This is a genomic window from Andreprevotia sp. IGB-42 (assembly GCF_009848685.1).
Lineage (GTDB): Bacteria > Pseudomonadota > Gammaproteobacteria > Burkholderiales > Chitinibacteraceae > Andreprevotia.
Genome location: NZ_WXTX01000008.1, coordinates 58,707 through 73,302 on the forward strand (window position 1 = coordinate 58,707; position 14,596 = coordinate 73,302).

The window sequence follows — 14,596 nt, forward strand, 5'->3', positions numbered from 1 at the left end:
TTCAATCCGAGTGGTTCAAAAGGGGCAGGGCTACGGCTTCCATCAGCTGCAGGTCCTGGGTCAATTGGCGGTGCTGGTGCCGGGGTATGTGCAGCAGCTGGAACAGCGCCTGGATGGCAATGAGGTCAATGCCCTGGAACTGGATGCCGCCGAAACCCACCAGTACGCGCCACTGGGTGCGCAGCCGCAGGAACAAATCCAGTGCCCGGGCGTTGTCCGGCCAGATAACGTATTCCTCTGGCTCGGCCGGATCCGTTTCACGCTGCACCATGGCAATTTCCCGGGGAGAGAGGCCAAGGCCCCGCAGGGCCTCGGCTTCTGCCGCCAGTTCTTTCGGTGGGCGCTTGGGGCGGACCGGTGTGCCAGCCCAGTGGCGGGCCGCCCCGATCAGTTTCCCCGGCGGCCCTCGCCGGCCAGCGTGGCGAAAAACGCCCTGGTGATGGCCTTGCGGGCATAAGTGACGTTGAGCAGGCTGGTTTTCAGTTCATCGGAGTACGGCATGGGGTTGCCGGCGTGGTCCTGAATCCGGTCTGCGCCCACTATGTATTTCTCGATCAGGTCCGGTGCGTCTTCGTCTTGGCGGGCCAGCACCTGGTCAACTTCGTCCTGCAGGGGCAGCTCGAACGTCACATCGATTTCATGCTTCCGGACGGTGCCGCCGTCCTGCGGTACCGGGATCGATACCGGTACGGAGACCTTCAGGCGCTCATCGGGTTTGGGGAGCTTGAACATGGTTTTTCCTTTGAGAGTGGGCAGGGATTGACCCGCTTACTGCGAGCGGATGAAGAAATCGTTGTTGCCGGTGGGGCCGTGCGTGAACTTCAGGGCCAGCTTCAGCGCCACGTCTTTGTCGCGGTCTTCGTAGCTGGCGCCGGTCACCTGCAGGTAGTTGCTGTTCACGTTCACCTGGTTGCCCTCGGTGGTGCCGTGCAGGAACGAGAAGGCGCCGACGGTGGCCAGGCGCACCGCATCGAAGAAGTTGTAACTGTTGAGGTCCGGATCCGGGATCACGATCGACCCCACCGGTGCGCGATCGGTGATCACCACGTCTTCCCTGCCAGGCAGGTCGCGGTGCACCACGGTGTTGGCCAGCTGCATCTCGAACTCGTAGAACGGGGTATTCAGCCCGTGCACGTTCGCCATGCTGGTATTGGCCTTGTTGACGCCCTCCGGCTTTTGCCAGGCGCTCAGGTCCAGCGTGCCGGGTGGTGGGGCAGTGGCGATGCCGCCATACAGCGCCGTGTATTTCACGCCCATCACCGGTAGCTTGCCGGCGGCAACCGAGATCTTGGTCATGTCGCCGCGGGCGCCCAGCAACTTGTGCAGCTTGCCGGCGTAGTAGTAGTAAATGGTGCCGCTGGGCACTGCCGCGGAGATCGGGTTGTATTCCACGCTGACATCGGGCGTGATCACCTCGGCAAAGCTGCAGAGCTGCAGCGCCAGGCCCCAGGCGGGCGCCACACCCAGCGTGCCGGATCCGGCGAACTCCAGCTCGGCTTCCAGCAGCATGCTTTGGCCGACCAGGATGTCTTCCATGTGCCCCAGCGCTGGCGTGGCAATGTCGCGGGCTTCCATCTTGGCTTCCAGCGGCGTGATGTTGGCATTGCGCAGCAGAATGGCGTTGCTGTTGCCCACCGGCATGGCATCCACACCGTAGGTGGTTTCCTTTTTCAGCAGGGCGGCTTTTACGCGCGTTGAACCGGGCATGGTGGTCAATCCTTCTTGGTGGCGGGTTTGCGGCTGGTGGTATCCACCTGCACCGTGACGGTGTGGTCAGCGCCCGGCGCAGCGGCATCGATCTGCGCCAGTTGGGCTGCCATGGCCACGGGCAGCACGTATTCGCTGGCGCTGTCAGTGAGTGCGCCTGATACGGCACAGCGGGTAAAGGTGCCGCCGCAGGCGGGTACCGGGTGGTCTTGCGGGTTGGGCGGTGGTGCCAGCTTTTGCATCGGGTCTTGCATGTCGATTCCTCAGAGAAATGGCCAGGTCAGGCGGAACACCACCCAGCCGTGTGGGCTCTCGATCTGGCCGCTGATGCGCCAGCCGTTCAGCACGATGTCGCCCAGGCCTGCGGGCAGCGTGTGCATGAAGTCCTGTACTGCATTCACCATGGCGAGCTCCGCCGCCTCGATGTCGCCGTTGTTGGCATCCACCTGCAGGCTGCCGACCAATAGCAGGTCGATGCTGCCGAGCTCGGCCACGCGGCCCGGGTAGTTGGCGTAATCGCCACCGCCCTGCAGGGCGATGGTCAGCACGCCCTGGGTCAGCTCGGTGGCATTGCGCAGGCTGGGGTCTTTCCATTTGCGGGTAACCAGGTATGCCGGCATGGCGAAGGCCAGTGCCAGCTGCAGGGTGTCCAGGCGGTCGTTGATCATGCAAACAGCTCCCGCAGGCCTGCTTCGGTATGGGCGCGCAAGTAGGCCTGCACCGGGATGGCAGTGGCGACATAGGTGCGGGCCATGAAGGGATTGGGTGCGATGCCGCGCGCCTTGATGGCAAACGCAATGCCCCAGGCGTCATCGAGGTAGCCACGGTACTGGCGGTTACTGCGCAAATCGCGCTTTTTGCCATCCGGCCGCACCCGCAGCCGCACGTATTCCATGAAGTCGGATCCGGGGCGCATGTCCGGCAACTTGCCCGGCTTGCGGCCGTCGTGAACGTACTGGGCGTATTCGGTGTTGGGGCGCACCAGGCGCTCCAGCTCGCCGGCGCGCTCGATCTGGATGCTGTTGACCAACTGGCTATTCAGCCCCTTGGGAGCTTCTGCCTTTGCTACTGCGGCCACCATCTGGGCAGCGCCATCCACCACTCCGCCCAGTACATGGTTCAGCCCCGCCGGCGCACGCTGCAGCGCCAGGCGCATGCGCTGCGCGTCCAGCTCCATGAACCCGCTCATGTGCGGCACCCCAGGAATTCATCCAGCAGCACCTGGTAGAGCGCTGCTGGGGTGCCATTGCGCGGCGCCTGGCTCATGCCGTCACGCAGCGCCACCGGCTTGAAGATGTTGCGCATGGCCAGCTCGCGCATTGCCTCGGCTTGGGCGCGCAGCAGCAGCAGGCCTCGGTCCGCCAGGGCCACGGACGTGCCTGCAGCGGTATCGCCGATCTCATGCCGGCCGAAGTAGCGGTAGCGGTAGTTGCGGCCCAGCTGCTGCAACTGGCAGGGGGTAACGGCAGGGATCAGCGTGATGGCCTTGCCCTGGTCGGTGTCGACGACGATCGCTTGTGGCAACCGCCCCGGGTAATGGGCCTCCCAGACCTGGATGCCATGATGAACACCCCATGTCGGGGAGTGGAACTGGCAAAAATCCGCCGGCAGCAGATAGGTGGATGGCTCGATCTGGTCTGCTGCCAGATCGAATCCTGCATAGCGCATGCGCGGTCGCACACGCACCAGGTCACTGGCCGCAGCATCCAGCAGGCGCACGAAGGCGGCATCATCCTGTGATGCAAAAATCTCCGCCGCGTCATGCAGGGAGGCTTTCAGGTCCGCAACCAGATCCGCGCGCGCCATGGTCATGGTGGTTACGCCTGCTGATCCGGTTGCTGCGACTGCTCGCCGGCGGCGTTGGCCGGATCTGCAGGTGCATCCTGGCCAGCGTCGCTGGCGCCGTTACCATCAACCTTTTGTGCACCGCGCTTCAGTAGTTCTTCAGCAACAGCGCTCAGCACGCCTTTGCGCGGGTTGGGGGCCAACTGCTCCAGCTCGCCCAGATGATCGAGCTGCGCATCGCTCAGGTCCGGTAGCGCTTTGACAATGGTGCCCACGGTGCCAGTCAGCAGTACTGCCTCCAGCTCGGGCGGCTCGGGCCGCGGATCTGGATCGGCCGGATCACGCGGGCGCAGGTGTGGTGGCAGCTCGTCCGGGTAGAAATGGCGCGTTTCGCCTGGTGCAATGATGGCGCTGCCGATGTACATCAGGCCGCGGCCGGTGTTGGTCACCGGCACTTGAATCTGTTGCATGGTTTGCTCTCCTCGATGGGCCCACCTGGCAGAGGCCAGGCAGGCATGGGGTGCTACGGGGGTAGTGCGTTAACCCACGCGGTTGACGCGGCCGGTACCGCTGTACAGCGTGATCGACGTATTGGCGTTCTTCAGCTGGGTAGGGGTGTGCAGCGCAATCCACTGCGTGCCGAAGGCTTCCTTCTGCGCAGTGAACAGGCCGGAGCTGTCGCGGGAGTCCTGCAGCTGCTCCATGCCCCACGGCTTCAGCAAGCGGAAGCGCGTCTGGTTGCGCTCGCCGATCAGCACACGCTGGTCGCCGATGCGCAGGCCTGGTGCAGTGGTCTTGAACGCTGGAACATTCTTGATCCGGCCGAGGTTGCCGTCGGCAGTCAGGTCGGTACCAGGCTTCGAGTAGGCAGCGAGGAAGGTGCCGGCCTGCTCGATGGCGGTCATCGTGGTGCCGGACATCAGGCTCAGATCGGCGCGGTAGTAGCGCTGATCCTCGATGACGTTCTTGCGCAGGGAGAAGCGGTAGATGAAGTCATCCCACTTGTCCTTGACCGTGCTGGCGCCCAGGTCCGTATCGAAGCGGTACGTGTTGCTGGTGTAGCTGTAGGCCGTGGCCACAATGGCGGTGGCATTGGGCGGCACGATCGGCGTGCCGGCCTGGTCGACGAACATCACCTCGCCCTGGTTGTAGTTCATCACCCAGTACACGCCGGCGGACTGGGCGCCGGTGCCATCCCATTCCGTTTTGGCGGCGCCGGCGTAGGTGAAGGTCACCGGATTCAGCGTGCTGCCGATCTGCGCACCCTTCAGATCGCGGTACACACGCGGGCGCACCACCGGGAACTGGCTCAGCACGAACACGGTGTTGGTGCCGTTCACCCCGGTCAGGGCTTCGTTGGTCTTGGGGATTGCGCCAAATTCGTCGGCGGCATCGATCAGCTCGTTGAAAATGAGGCGTTCGGTATCCTCGCCGATGATGCGCGTGGCGTTTTTGCTGTTCTCGGCGATCACGTCGAAATCGATCTGGCCGTTCTGCGACAGCAGCATCATTTCCTGCGAGACCTGGAATGCCAGCTTCTGCGGCAGCGGGTAGGCGCTTTCGAAGTCCTGCTTCACGCCGGCGCGCTTGATGCCCTGGGCTTCAAAAGTGCGCGTGCTGTTGATACCCGCGGCCGATGCATCGCGCCAGCTGTACGGGATGCTCACCTGGGCGGCAAAAGTGGCGGTACCGAAGTCGACGAAATTCAGGCCGGTCAGGTTGTAGAGCGATTCACGCAGTACCGTGCGCTCGAAAATCGCCGGCGTCTTGATGTCGCTGATCGAGCCGACACCGCCCGCCAGTGCGCGGTGCTCGGCCAACAGGCGGGCGCCGTTGTCCTGGTCGAACTGGCGCAGCGCCAGCGAGATCGCTTGTGCCGTCACCGCGTTGGGCTTGCGTTCGGCGCCAATGCTCAGGCGCTTGTCCACCTCGGCCTGCATGCCATCGATGGTCTTGGTATCGTCAACGGTGACATGCACGCTGCCGGCAGGGCGAAAGCCCATGGCGGCCAGCTGCTTGGCTGCTGCGTTTTCGTTGGCGCTCTCGATCAGGAACTGGCCCAGCTGCTTGACCTGGTCATCGCCCATGCCGTCGGACAGCATCTTGCTGCCCTTGTCGATCAGCGCAGTGCGGGTGGGCTCATCGAGCGCGGTAGCGGCATTGATGGCGTCGCTCAATACCTTGGTGCGGGCCGCGCGGGCCTCGCTCAGTTGCTTGGCGGCGGCCTCGTCGGCGGCGCGCAGATCGGCCAGCTGTTTGCTCACCTGGGCAGCCACGTCGGTGGGGTTGGTGTTGCTGGTGTTGACCGACAACTGGATGGTGCTGCCGGCAGCCAGGGCGCTGGCCAGCTGCACGACATTCGCCTCGATGGTATCGACCACCACCTGCGCGGTGTTGGCATCGGCGATGTTGCCGTCGCTCAGCGCTTTGCGGGCGTTGTTGCACAGCAGGGTGATGGTGGCTTCTGGCAGGCCCTGTTGCTTCAGGTTTTCTGCCAGTTTGAGGATCAGTTTTTCCCACATGGTGCGGATCTCCGAGAGTAAGGTCGAGGCGAGCTCCGGATGCAGCAGCACCGGCGTGGTGCCGGTGGCCTCCGAGAGCTTTACGGGGTCGAGGTTTTTGATGACGGGGCGGGTGGTCAGCGCGGCGCCAACCAGCAAGCAGCCGTGGCGATTGCCGGCTTCGTTGTCGGTGAAGTCTTCCCAGTATTCGGCCGACAGGTACTGGTGCTTCTTGTCGCGTACCGCCTGCAGGCCGTAGGGGGTCCAGCTCACCAGTGCGCGCAACCGGTTGCCTTCCACGGCCAGGCGCAGCACGGTGGCTGCTGCGCCTTTGGCGGCTTCATGCTCCACATCGATGAAGATTTCCTGGCCATACACGCCGGCGTCGAAGTTCTTCACCATCGACAGCAACATGCCGCTGGTGATTTCAAAGCGGCCGTAGCGCGGATCCGTGAAGGAGCCGGTGCGGGTCAGGGTGATCCAGGACTGCTTGGGTTCGTCGCCTTCGCTCAGGTTCACACTGAGCCGAGACAGGAATCGCACTGTCTCAGTGGCAACTGCGGTAGCAGAGAGTTTGATGAGGCGCATGGCAACCCTTGTTGTTCAGGTCGCACGGCACGCGGGGAGAGAGGGGCCCGCTGCCGCACTGAACCGCCGGAAAATGGCGGTCTGTGCAGCAGGGTAGGGAAAGGGGCCCAGCCAAAAAAGGCCCCCAAAATGCAGGATTACAGCGGTGTGGCAGCGCCTGGTGCAAGCGGTACCGTCAGCCTGGCCACGTAGTCACCACGCAGGCTGTCCAGGCAGAAGATGCGGAATCCCCGGTCCAGCCAGTTGCGGAAATCCTCCTCTGGCGGGCCATCGCGCTGCATGTCGCAATGGATCGGTACCGAGATCGTATGAGTTGCCGGGCTAGTGGTCATCGCCATGCTCCAGCTCGAATGCGGATTGTTGTTGCTCCAGCACCGCGCCAAGCGCGCTGCCCAGGCGGGCGAGTTCCTTGTCCACATGGCGCCAATCGCCCGGGGGCAGGTAGCGGCTGTTGCGGCGCAAGTGCGTCAGGCAGTCCACCACGCCGTTGCGGAACAGCAGCAGCGGCAGGAATGGCAGCGCGGCCAGCTGGCCGACGGCGGCAGGGGAGATATCAGCCGGCATGGTGGTCACCCCCGTATTGCTCCACGAATGCATCCAGTTGCTCGCGCGCAACCTCCTGCAGGCTGGCCAACCCGGCCAGCAGCCCGGCAAGCGATGCTGGTGGCAGTGTGCACAGGGGTTCACGCAGCACGCGCACCAGCGTTTCCAGCCCGGTTTCCACGTCCGCCAGGTTACTGCGAGCGGCATCGAGCACCGCCAGATCCGCGGGGCCCAGGGTGGCCCCGGTGTATGCAGGTGCGCTCATGTCACACCCCCGGCAGTGCAGGTTGATCAGGCAGCTTGGGCAACAGGGCCTGATTCGGCAGCGGCTGGCCCAGTGCTTGCGCTACCTCGCCGAGCAAACCGGTCAGCATGGTGCGCGCGTACAGGTCCTTGCTGCGTGCAACGTCCATGGTGAGCTGCCGGGCAATTTTGACCAGCTGCACCCGTTCACGGGTAAGTGCGCCGCCTGCCAGGTAGAACCCTTGCTGGCGGATGGCCGGCAGTACTTCTGCCGTCACCCACTTCTTGAACCGTTTCGCTTCGTCCTTTCGACTGGTGAGCACCAGCGAGTACAAGCCGGATTCGCTGATGATATTCACCTGTTCATTACCTCCCGACATACGGCTAAGGCCCTCAATACTGTTGAGGGCCTTTTCATCGTCGTCGAGGCGACGAAGGGCCATTGTTACGTTGTCGAGCCCGAGCGCGCTGCAAACGTCAGCAGCAACAAACCAGACGGTGCTATCAGACTTCAAAATGACCCGGACATTGGCGTCGGTCATGAACTGATGGATGGAAATAATGCCCACTTCGGGCATAACTTGCGGTGTGGTATGCTGAACTTGCATCTGATTCTCCTGCTTCGATTTTGGGGTCTGATGTCCGGCTCCATGGTGTTACAGCACCTTGGGGCCTTCTTTTTGGGCGTAGTTACCTGCCCGTTTTCTTTGCATCCCTCGCCTTTTCGTTTTGTTCCCGTAGCTCCAGCAGCATTGCAGTGATCTGGCCGGTGAGACTCCGACAATTTGCGGCCGCTTCTGCAGCAAGCCATTGCTTCAGTTCAGGTGGCACGCGTAGATTAATCTGCGGCAACGTTCTTGCACCTTTGACCATTCATTCCTCCGTACCCCACCGTGGGGTATTTGGAAAGTAAACCACCGTGGGGAATTGATGTCAACACCACCGTGGTGCAACATTGCTACATGTCACGCGAAGATCCGCAATACAAACTGAGAGTCCCGCCAGAGTTGCGGGAACAGATAGAACACGCAGCCAAAATAAACGGTCGCAGCATGAATGCGGAGGTCGTTGCGAGACTGCAAAGTACCTTCAATGCAGGTGTTGTGAGCACTGGCCAAGACAGCCGATGCCTGGAAGAGATCAGCGCATTGCGCGCTGATCTTGCTGCGTTACTGGGTAGCCCGGGGTTGGCCAAGCCGCGCTGATGGCGTGCCAACCCCTGTGGATAACCCGGAAAGCATTACGCAGAGCTTATGAATTCAGCGCTGCCAGCTCCGTGCGGATGCGGTTGACCACCGTTGCTTGCGATACCAGTACGTCGGTTGGCAGCGCATCCAGTGCGTTCTCTACACGCAAAATCAATACCGCCCTGATATCGCCATTCGATTCACGCGCGGCACGCAGGGCTTCGAACGCCGGTGCAAGTGCCGGATCCACGCCTGGCGCTGGCGCATCGCTCCGTTCCGCGCGCTTTTCGCTTGTCGCGGCCTCGCCAGGCCTGCTCACCAGCAGGGCGACGATCTGCGAGCCGACGATCAGCACAATGCCTGCCAAGAAGAATATGCCCCCGGATTCCATGGCGAGTTGCCGGTCAGCGACCAAACCATGGTTGATGATCCGGTCGGCCGCACCGCCGCCGCCCATTACGGAAACGTCGGCAACCCATGCCCGCACAATGTTGAACAAGCCGATGATCGTCAGTGCAACGCCCCAATATTTCATGATTGCTACCTTTTATAGGTTGATGATTTCGGGCGCTGCAGGCGACTGGTTTTCAAGCGCACGCATGAAGGCGTGGGCCATGATCAGGTTGCCATGCTGGTTGATGTACGGGTTCTCGTCGCGGCCTTCCAGGTACAAATCCAGCACCTTGCCCTGACCATCGAACTTGAAATCCAATACAGGCTGCTTATCCCCCGGAGCGAAGATACCTACCCATGCGGTCGCATCGCGTGGATCAGCGATCAATTTCATGACGGCAGTCAGCTCAATGCCCAATGCCGTGACCGTAAATGCGGTGTCGGACACGCTGTCCATACTCAGCACCTCTATCCGCGCGTTCAAGCTGTCGGAAGGTGGGGCAATGATGTTGTGCAAGAAGGTGTCGAACAGCTTGGTCAAGTCGATGTACTTATCCCGGTAATCGCTGAAAACGATGGGGGTTTTTGCAAAGAGGTGCATCAAGAATTCCTGTAAGCAATGAGATGGCCTTGCGAACGTTATGACGCTGTTGTAGTTACAAGGTTACAGCTAGCTTGTACTGCGCTTTTTATTTCGTCAAGGCGCAGCAAGCGGACAACAAAAAACCCCGCGCTGGCGGGGTTTTGTTGGGCGAAGGGCGCGGTCAATCCTTGCACGGGATGCCATAGCCACACAGCATCATGGCCGGCTTTTTAACTTCAGCACGATGCCAGTTGAAGTGCTGATCAGCGCTGTGGCGGTGCTTGACTGGTTTTGCAGCATTGGCTGCTTCCGCACGAGCTGCCTCGGCGGCGGCGTGCTCCGCTTCAAGCTGAGCTTGAAAAGCATCCGCAGAACGCGTGTAAGCGTCGGGGCCATCATAGAAAACAACAAGATCGCCATTACGGCGATCTTTTAGCGGCTTGTTGAACGGTATATGCATCATGTTTGCTCCCGTATGTACCTGAGCTTCAATTCCGTGCACACCTGCAACAACTGCAGGTGCAACACTTCAGAGCCGGCGTTACGTCGGTCGAGCTGGTCTGTGTTGACTAAGTTTCGAACTTCATTGTGCACACCAAGTTTAGCTTTTTCAAATTTATCATTTACAAGTGTGAATGGTGGCCAACCTTTTGCAGGTTTGTACATGATAAATCTGCTTCGAGGGCCCACCACTCTGATACAGGAAAGCTGATAGTCAAGAGCAAGGTCAATGTCTTCAATAGAGAGCGTCGTCCCACGAGGATGATTATGCGTGAACAACTGGTTGCGCATGGCATGCAAGTTTTCGTGGCCAAAGCCTACCTGATCTGCAAGGCCTTCCTTCCGGAGCAACATTGTTCCGTCTTGACTAAAAAAAGCGCCAGTTTCGAAGTCGTTATGACGGATGCTGTTCTCAAACTCGACGACTGCTTGCAACAGCGGCGTAGAGGTATCCGGGCGCGCTAGCGGCAGAGTGTCGTCGTAGAAGGCGTAGCCGCTGGGCGGTTGGTGAAATCGCTTAGTCATGCAGACGATTCTAGCGGTTTGCGAAAGCACTTTGCGCAAGCGTAAACCCTAAAAAGCGATTTTTTAATGTTGTTTATCGCTTCGGAAAACCGCTACCACATAGCTCAAGGTGTTGGGGTGGGCCGGCCACGGGTTTTTGCCGTGGGGGTATACCCCTTTCCCCAGCCCATACAGGTCTGCCGAGGCATGCGTATCGCAGATGTCATGCTCCAGATGGTGGGGACTGAGCAGGAAACGGGTGCCGATCACGTCGGGGTGCTGCAGCGCCACGTTCTGGTAGGCGGTGCCATGGGCGCGGTTGAGCTCGGTGCGGAACACGCGGGCGGCGTTGTAGTACGCGGATCCGCCTTGGCCAGTGAGCGCATCGGTGGTGGCGCGGGCAATGTTGACCGGGTTGGCAGCCTGCAGGCCGGGGTCGGTGGCATCTGGTCGCCGCCCACGGGCCAGCATGTCGCGGGCGGCTTGCTGGGCGGAAATGCCCCGCACGATGGCCAGCTCGATTTCGTTGGCAACCCGCGCCGTGGCCTGCCGGTCGTTGCGCCACAGCCGGTCGGAGAGCTTCAGCCCGTCGGCCTGCACCAACTGCTGCACGAAGCGCACCGCGTCCAGTTCGCCCCGCACCAGATAGTCCTGCGGCAGGTGTCCGGAAAACGGTTCAGTGCCCAGGGTAGCCGCGTGCGGCAGCGCCCTGTTCAGCAGGGCATTGCGTTCTTCGGTGAGTTTGGCCAGCCGCTCGATCACGCGCTGGCGCAGTGCATCCAGCGCCATCAGGCTGACCTGGTTGTCGCCGGCGGCCGCAGTCACGATCTGCTGGCCGATATCGTCTGCAGTCACCACAAACAAAGCGCGCAGATCCTGCAGGACCTGCGCGTCGTATTCGTTCATGCGTTCCTGGGCGGTTGCAGTGGCTGCCCGGATCTGGTCGGCTACCGTGGTCATTTCACGGCATCGGCCTGGGAGAGCAGCTGGGTTTTCTGCTGGCTGCCGCGGCTGGTGCCGTAGGTGTAGAAAATCGCCGCCATGGCCATGGCATCGAGCGTGCCCAGGATCCGCCCCACCAGTTCCGGGATGGCCGTCTTGGGGATGCCGTAGAACAGCGCCAGCCCTTCGAGCGAAAGCACCGCGACGACGATCAGGCAGGTGAGCCAGAACACACGGCGATCACCCATGGCCACTTCGCGGGCCCGGGCGCTGGCCCGGTCGCCGGCGTCGACCTCGTCGGCACGCACCTGCAGGTTGGCGATTGCTTCCTGATTGCGGAATCCCAGCTCGGCCATGTCGCGCTGGAACTGCAGATCTGCGTTCTTCAGGGCGATCAGCTGCTCGGGGGTGGCGCCCTGGATGGCGCTGGCCAGCGTGCTGGTGTCGGTGCCGGCATCGAGGCCGAACGACTTCAGCACGGCACTGATGGCCACCCCGGCAAGCGGGTTGCCGCCGGCGAGGGCGGTGCCGATCACCGGTGCGATGGCGCCGACCGTCTTTTTCCAGTCGAAGTCCATCACGCCATCCCCACACGGTTGGCCAGCCAGCCAAACAGAAAGCGTTCCTGGCTGGGTTTCTTCTCGCACAGCTCGACGTAGCGCGCGCCCTGCAGGCAGTTCAGGGCACGCAGCATCACTGTCACGCCAGTCTGGCCCCGCTTGTTGAGGTAGGCACTCAGTGCGCGCAGCGTGGCCGGGCCGATTTCGCCATCCACTGCGATATCGGCGTAGTCGGCGCCGCCCTGGTTCAGCGCGTTCAATGATCGCTGCAGCATAGTCGCTGCAGTGGCTGGTCCACAGTTCACGCCGGTATCGAACAGCTCGCCGGCAATCGCCATGGACAGGATGGCCACCTGGCTGAAGCCCGGCGCAATCCAGTAGCGCCTGGTGTAGATCTCGATGGCCTTGCTGCGAGGCAGATCCCGCATCGCGCCGGCGTAGCCGTTGGCCCGCGCTTCGGCGATGGTGATGCCCCACATGGTTTCGCCGCCTTGGTCGGCGGCGTCATTGGCATAACCACCTTCGCGGCTGATCAACCCGTCAATCAGGCTATTGATGTCCATGCTCAATGCTCCCGGTAGCCGATGATGGTGTTGGCGATCGCTTCCAGGCGGAAGATCGCCCGGGTGCCCATGTGGCCGGCGATGCCGGCCACCGCGGCGGTGGTGGTCAGAGAGAGCCCCACGCCTTGGCACAGGTAGAACGTCATCAGGCCGACAAAGGCGCTGCAGGCCAGCTCGGCGACGATGGAGATCAGCGAGAACTTGATCTGGCCCGCTTTCAGGCGGTTGAGGTAGGACACGGTGCCTCCGAAGAGCGCCAAACCGACCACCCAGGCATAGGTCAGGAATTCGCCCAACCATTCCGGGACTTGTTTATCGGGCATGGCTCACCCCCAGTTTCGATGGGTGCACGATACGGCTGCTGCGTCCGGCGAAAAAAGGTCCCCAAAGCGCCTAGCTGCTGATACTGGTGCTGCTGTCGCCTTTGCGACCGTTGCCCGGGGTCACTTTGACGGTTGGTGCCGCGGCCGGTACCGGCTCGGGGTAGGGATCGAAGCGGGCACCGTCGGCCTGCTGGCGCCGCTCGACGGTGATCGGGTCGTAGCCCATCTCCTCGAACACCATCGATGCCGGCAGCCCTGCAGCCTTGAGCTTGAGTGCGCGATCGGTCGTCTGGGTTTTGGTCTCGGTGCGCAGCTCGGCAAAGGTGAGCGTGTATTCGCTTTCGTCCGGATTGAGGCCCTTCATCAACAGCTGGATGCGGAAGGCCTGGGCGTAGGCAAAACCGATGGTGTCCTGCATCAGGTCTACCTCGTCGTAGTAGTCCCGCTTCAGGTCTTCCAGGATGTCGCGCGCCATGCCGTCGGTGTAGCCCATCATGCCCTTGGGCAGTGGCGTGCCGGCAAAGAAGCTGTCCAGCAGGTACACCACGTCGGCAATGTGGTCCAGGTTGGCATCCCCCTGCATGGGGGTCACGGAGCCCTTGCGGTTCAGGTAGTAGTCGGTGACGGTGCCGTGTGCCTGGTCCGCTTCCACCTGGTTGCGGTATTTGGTGACGTCTTCCTCGCCCGCGCCCTCCAGCACGTGGGCCATGCGCAGCGGTGCGCGCATCTGGCGCCGGATCACCAAGTTCTCATCGGTCAGGCGCAGCTTCTTCCATACCTCGCGGCTGGCATCGAGGAAAGGCCGTCCCAGGGCGCCGTAATCGTCAAAATTGTCCGGATCCAGCCGCACCAGGTGCAGTTGCCACAAAGCGAAGGTGGCCAGCTCGCTGCCGGTCTGCAGGTCGAACTGGGTGTAGGCCTGGGCAGGGTCGTCGAAGCGACCGGACGGGCCGACATTGGGCCGGATGGTTTCGGCAGGCATGCGCACCAGGTCAACGACGTTACGGTCGGCATCAAGCACCACCTGCAGGGGCAGGTTGCCTTCCATGAGGAAGCCGCGCGCATCCGATTTCAGCTTTTCAGGCCGGTTGAGCTGGCAACGCTTGGCGAACCTGCCCCATTCCTGGCGGATGGTTTCGTTTTCCACTGCCTGCTGCAGCACCAGGCCACCGCGCACGATATCGCGTGCCACCCGTGCATGAATGCGCTTTACGCGGCCGTCGCGCTTGTCCATGTCGCGGATCTGCAAAATGGTGGCGCGCAGGTCGAAGTCCACGCTCATCTGCTGGTAGATACGGGATACCTGCTGGTCCGGATTGGCCCGGGCGCCGAGCTCGCTGGTCGGCCGCGGTTCGCTGCCTGGTATCTGCGCTGTTGCCGGCGGAACAACCGTCACGCCAGGCTTGCCTGCCCGCTGCGCCCACCATTCACGAATTCCCATAGGTCACTCCATCGGGGGTTGTTACGCTGGTCACACTGCGCCAGCCATCGATCAGCCCGGCCTTGGCCAGGTCGGCGATGAAGGGCACCAGTTCGGGAAGGTGCTGGTGCACCAGGTCGCGTTTCTGCGCGATGGCCATGCGCTGCAAATCAGTGAGCGGCGCCAGCGCCCGCAGCGGCTTTTCCGCTGTTGAGGTGGGGGCTATACGCGAGTTCTGTTTGTATTCGGCCAT

The 14,596-nt window shown here is 62.1% G+C and carries 25 protein-coding genes; 1 reads left to right on the top strand and 24 read right to left on the bottom strand.

The window, feature by feature from the left end; genetic code table 11:
• Position 1: 1 nt before the first annotated feature.
• From IGB42_RS13235 to IGB42_RS13300, 14 genes are all read right to left on the bottom strand, one after another.
• Positions 2-271, bottom strand: a complete 270-nt coding sequence (locus IGB42_RS13235; protein WP_159672355.1) for a DUF1799 domain-containing protein — start codon at positions 269-271, stop codon at positions 2-4.
• Positions 272-387: 116 nt separating this feature from the next.
• A complete protein-coding gene (locus IGB42_RS13240; RefSeq protein WP_159672357.1) occupies positions 388-732 on the bottom strand; it encodes a hypothetical protein in 345 nt (114 codons plus the stop codon).
• A 36-nt stretch (positions 733-768) separates the two neighbouring features.
• Entirely contained in the window at positions 769-1,707 is a 939-nt protein-coding gene (locus IGB42_RS13245) for a phage tail tube protein (protein ID WP_159672359.1), read from the bottom strand.
• Between the two features lie 5 nt (positions 1,708-1,712).
• Positions 1,713-1,961, bottom strand: a complete 249-nt coding sequence (locus tag IGB42_RS13250; protein WP_159672360.1) for a hypothetical protein — start codon at positions 1,959-1,961, stop codon at positions 1,713-1,715.
• 9 nt (positions 1,962-1,970) lie between these two features.
• On the bottom strand, positions 1,971-2,375 hold the full coding sequence (locus IGB42_RS13255; protein ID WP_159672362.1) for a hypothetical protein: 405 nt from the start codon (positions 2,373-2,375) through the stop codon (positions 1,971-1,973).
• Positions 2,372-2,896 carry an HK97 gp10 family phage protein gene (locus tag IGB42_RS13260; protein WP_159672364.1) on the bottom strand — a complete coding sequence of 175 codons (525 nt, stop codon included), beginning with the start codon at positions 2,894-2,896 and terminating at the stop codon, positions 2,372-2,374. The genes IGB42_RS13255 and IGB42_RS13260 overlap by 4 nt, the downstream gene beginning before the upstream one ends.
• The gene (locus IGB42_RS13265) at positions 2,893-3,519 is read right to left on the bottom strand and encodes a hypothetical protein (RefSeq protein WP_159672366.1); all 627 of its coding nucleotides are present in this window, start codon (positions 3,517-3,519) and stop codon (positions 2,893-2,895) included. Before IGB42_RS13265 ends, IGB42_RS13260 begins: the two co-directional genes overlap by 4 nt.
• 5 nt (positions 3,520-3,524) lie before the next feature.
• Positions 3,525-3,962, bottom strand: coding sequence for a hypothetical protein (locus tag IGB42_RS13270; protein ID WP_159672368.1), 438 nt, complete (start codon positions 3,960-3,962; stop codon positions 3,525-3,527).
• Positions 3,963-4,031: 69 nt separating this feature from the next.
• Entirely contained in the window at positions 4,032-6,536 is a 2,505-nt protein-coding gene (locus IGB42_RS13275; protein ID WP_159672370.1) for a phage protease, read from the bottom strand.
• A gap of 182 nt (positions 6,537-6,718) precedes the next feature.
• The gene (locus tag IGB42_RS13280) at positions 6,719-6,913 is read right to left on the bottom strand and encodes a hypothetical protein (RefSeq protein ID WP_159672372.1); all 195 of its coding nucleotides are present in this window, start codon (positions 6,911-6,913) and stop codon (positions 6,719-6,721) included.
• Positions 6,903-7,145, bottom strand: coding sequence for a hypothetical protein (locus IGB42_RS13285; protein WP_159672374.1), 243 nt, complete (start codon positions 7,143-7,145; stop codon positions 6,903-6,905). Before IGB42_RS13285 ends, IGB42_RS13280 begins: the two co-directional genes overlap by 11 nt.
• A complete protein-coding gene (locus IGB42_RS13290; RefSeq protein WP_159672376.1) occupies positions 7,135-7,389 on the bottom strand; it encodes a hypothetical protein in 255 nt (84 codons plus the stop codon). The genes IGB42_RS13285 and IGB42_RS13290 overlap by 11 nt, the downstream gene beginning before the upstream one ends.
• 1 nt (position 7,390) lies before the next feature.
• Positions 7,391-7,975 carry a BRO family protein gene (locus IGB42_RS13295; protein ID WP_236822580.1) on the bottom strand — a complete coding sequence of 195 codons (585 nt, stop codon included), beginning with the start codon at positions 7,973-7,975 and terminating at the stop codon, positions 7,391-7,393.
• Positions 7,976-8,057: 82 nt separating this feature from the next.
• Positions 8,058-8,240 carry an Arc family DNA-binding protein gene (locus IGB42_RS13300; protein WP_159672378.1) on the bottom strand — a complete coding sequence of 61 codons (183 nt, stop codon included), beginning with the start codon at positions 8,238-8,240 and terminating at the stop codon, positions 8,058-8,060.
• Positions 8,241-8,329: 89 nt separating this feature from the next.
• Between IGB42_RS13300 and IGB42_RS22670 the strand changes: the two genes are divergently transcribed.
• Entirely contained in the window at positions 8,330-8,572 is a 243-nt protein-coding gene (locus tag IGB42_RS22670) for an Arc family DNA-binding protein (RefSeq protein WP_159672380.1), read from the top strand.
• 46 nt (positions 8,573-8,618) lie between these two features.
• Here IGB42_RS22670 and IGB42_RS13310 read toward each other — a convergent pair whose 3' ends face one another.
• The 10 genes from IGB42_RS13310 to IGB42_RS13355 all read right to left on the bottom strand — a co-directional run bounded on the left by IGB42_RS13310 (position 8,619) and on the right by IGB42_RS13355 (position 14,596).
• Positions 8,619-9,089, bottom strand: a complete 471-nt coding sequence (locus IGB42_RS13310) for a hypothetical protein (RefSeq protein ID WP_159672382.1) — start codon at positions 9,087-9,089, stop codon at positions 8,619-8,621.
• 12 nt (positions 9,090-9,101) lie between these two features.
• Positions 9,102-9,548, bottom strand: coding sequence for a hypothetical protein (locus IGB42_RS13315; protein WP_159672384.1), 447 nt, complete (start codon positions 9,546-9,548; stop codon positions 9,102-9,104).
• A gap of 163 nt (positions 9,549-9,711) precedes the next feature.
• The gene (locus IGB42_RS13320) at positions 9,712-9,993 is read right to left on the bottom strand and encodes a hypothetical protein (RefSeq protein WP_159672386.1); all 282 of its coding nucleotides are present in this window, start codon (positions 9,991-9,993) and stop codon (positions 9,712-9,714) included.
• Positions 9,990-10,556, bottom strand: a complete 567-nt coding sequence (locus tag IGB42_RS13325; protein ID WP_159672388.1) for a hypothetical protein — start codon at positions 10,554-10,556, stop codon at positions 9,990-9,992. Before IGB42_RS13325 ends, IGB42_RS13320 begins: the two co-directional genes overlap by 4 nt.
• A gap of 63 nt (positions 10,557-10,619) precedes the next feature.
• Complete coding sequence (locus IGB42_RS13330) at positions 10,620-11,495, bottom strand: hypothetical protein (protein WP_159672390.1); 876 nt, start codon at positions 11,493-11,495, stop codon at positions 10,620-10,622.
• Positions 11,492-12,055: a hypothetical protein gene (locus tag IGB42_RS13335; protein WP_159672392.1), complete on the bottom strand. Its 564-nt coding sequence runs from the start codon at positions 12,053-12,055 to the stop codon at positions 11,492-11,494. Before IGB42_RS13335 ends, IGB42_RS13330 begins: the two co-directional genes overlap by 4 nt.
• Positions 12,055-12,600, bottom strand: a complete 546-nt coding sequence (locus IGB42_RS13340; RefSeq protein WP_159672394.1) for a glycoside hydrolase family 108 protein — start codon at positions 12,598-12,600, stop codon at positions 12,055-12,057. The genes IGB42_RS13335 and IGB42_RS13340 overlap by 1 nt, the downstream gene beginning before the upstream one ends.
• Positions 12,601-12,602: 2 nt before the next feature.
• Entirely contained in the window at positions 12,603-12,923 is a 321-nt protein-coding gene (locus tag IGB42_RS13345; protein ID WP_159672396.1) for a phage holin family protein, read from the bottom strand.
• Positions 12,924-12,993: 70 nt separating this feature from the next.
• Complete coding sequence (locus IGB42_RS13350; protein WP_159672398.1) at positions 12,994-14,364, bottom strand: hypothetical protein; 1,371 nt, start codon at positions 14,362-14,364, stop codon at positions 12,994-12,996.
• The gene (locus IGB42_RS13355; RefSeq protein WP_159672402.1) at positions 14,351-14,596 is read right to left on the bottom strand and encodes a hypothetical protein; all 246 of its coding nucleotides are present in this window, start codon (positions 14,594-14,596) and stop codon (positions 14,351-14,353) included. The genes IGB42_RS13350 and IGB42_RS13355 overlap by 14 nt, the downstream gene beginning before the upstream one ends.

Coding starts and splice junctions, on each gene's coding strand:
- IGB42_RS13245 (WP_159672359.1), bottom strand. CDS start 1,707: ATGCCCGGTTCAACGCGCGTAAAAGCCGCCCTGCTGAAAAAGGAAACC.
- IGB42_RS13340 (WP_159672394.1), bottom strand. CDS start 12,600: ATGGACATCAATAGCCTGATTGACGGGTTGATCAGCCGCGAAGGTGGT.
- IGB42_RS13280 (WP_159672372.1), bottom strand. CDS start 6,913: ATGACCACTAGCCCGGCAACTCATACGATCTCGGTACCGATCCATTGC.
- IGB42_RS13315 (WP_159672384.1), bottom strand. CDS start 9,548: ATGCACCTCTTTGCAAAAACCCCCATCGTTTTCAGCGATTACCGGGAT.
- IGB42_RS13295 (WP_236822580.1), bottom strand. CDS start 7,975: ATGCAAGTTCAGCATACCACACCGCAAGTTATGCCCGAAGTGGGCATT.
- IGB42_RS22670 (WP_159672380.1), top strand. CDS start 8,330: ATGTCACGCGAAGATCCGCAATACAAACTGAGAGTCCCGCCAGAGTTG.
- IGB42_RS13310 (WP_159672382.1), bottom strand. CDS start 9,089: ATGAAATATTGGGGCGTTGCACTGACGATCATCGGCTTGTTCAACATT.
- IGB42_RS13270 (WP_159672368.1), bottom strand. CDS start 3,962: ATGCAACAGATTCAAGTGCCGGTGACCAACACCGGCCGCGGCCTGATG.
- IGB42_RS13250 (WP_159672360.1), bottom strand. CDS start 1,961: ATGCAAGACCCGATGCAAAAGCTGGCACCACCGCCCAACCCGCAAGAC.
- IGB42_RS13325 (WP_159672388.1), bottom strand. CDS start 10,556: ATGACTAAGCGATTTCACCAACCGCCCAGCGGCTACGCCTTCTACGAC.
- IGB42_RS13330 (WP_159672390.1), bottom strand. CDS start 11,495: ATGACCACGGTAGCCGACCAGATCCGGGCAGCCACTGCAACCGCCCAG.
- IGB42_RS13240 (WP_159672357.1), bottom strand. CDS start 732: ATGTTCAAGCTCCCCAAACCCGATGAGCGCCTGAAGGTCTCCGTACCG.
- IGB42_RS13235 (WP_159672355.1), bottom strand. CDS start 271: ATGGTGCAGCGTGAAACGGATCCGGCCGAGCCAGAGGAATACGTTATC.
- IGB42_RS13355 (WP_159672402.1), bottom strand. CDS start 14,596: ATGGCCGAATACAAACAGAACTCGCGTATAGCCCCCACCTCAACAGCG.
- IGB42_RS13285 (WP_159672374.1), bottom strand. CDS start 7,145: ATGCCGGCTGATATCTCCCCTGCCGCCGTCGGCCAGCTGGCCGCGCTG.
- IGB42_RS13350 (WP_159672398.1), bottom strand. CDS start 14,364: ATGGGAATTCGTGAATGGTGGGCGCAGCGGGCAGGCAAGCCTGGCGTG.
- IGB42_RS13260 (WP_159672364.1), bottom strand. CDS start 2,896: ATGAGCGGGTTCATGGAGCTGGACGCGCAGCGCATGCGCCTGGCGCTG.
- IGB42_RS13290 (WP_159672376.1), bottom strand. CDS start 7,389: ATGAGCGCACCTGCATACACCGGGGCCACCCTGGGCCCCGCGGATCTG.
- IGB42_RS13335 (WP_159672392.1), bottom strand. CDS start 12,055: ATGGACTTCGACTGGAAAAAGACGGTCGGCGCCATCGCACCGGTGATC.
- IGB42_RS13300 (WP_159672378.1), bottom strand. CDS start 8,240: ATGGTCAAAGGTGCAAGAACGTTGCCGCAGATTAATCTACGCGTGCCA.
- IGB42_RS13255 (WP_159672362.1), bottom strand. CDS start 2,375: ATGATCAACGACCGCCTGGACACCCTGCAGCTGGCACTGGCCTTCGCC.
- IGB42_RS13320 (WP_159672386.1), bottom strand. CDS start 9,993: ATGATGCATATACCGTTCAACAAGCCGCTAAAAGATCGCCGTAATGGC.
- IGB42_RS13345 (WP_159672396.1), bottom strand. CDS start 12,923: ATGCCCGATAAACAAGTCCCGGAATGGTTGGGCGAATTCCTGACCTAT.
- IGB42_RS13265 (WP_159672366.1), bottom strand. CDS start 3,519: ATGACCATGGCGCGCGCGGATCTGGTTGCGGACCTGAAAGCCTCCCTG.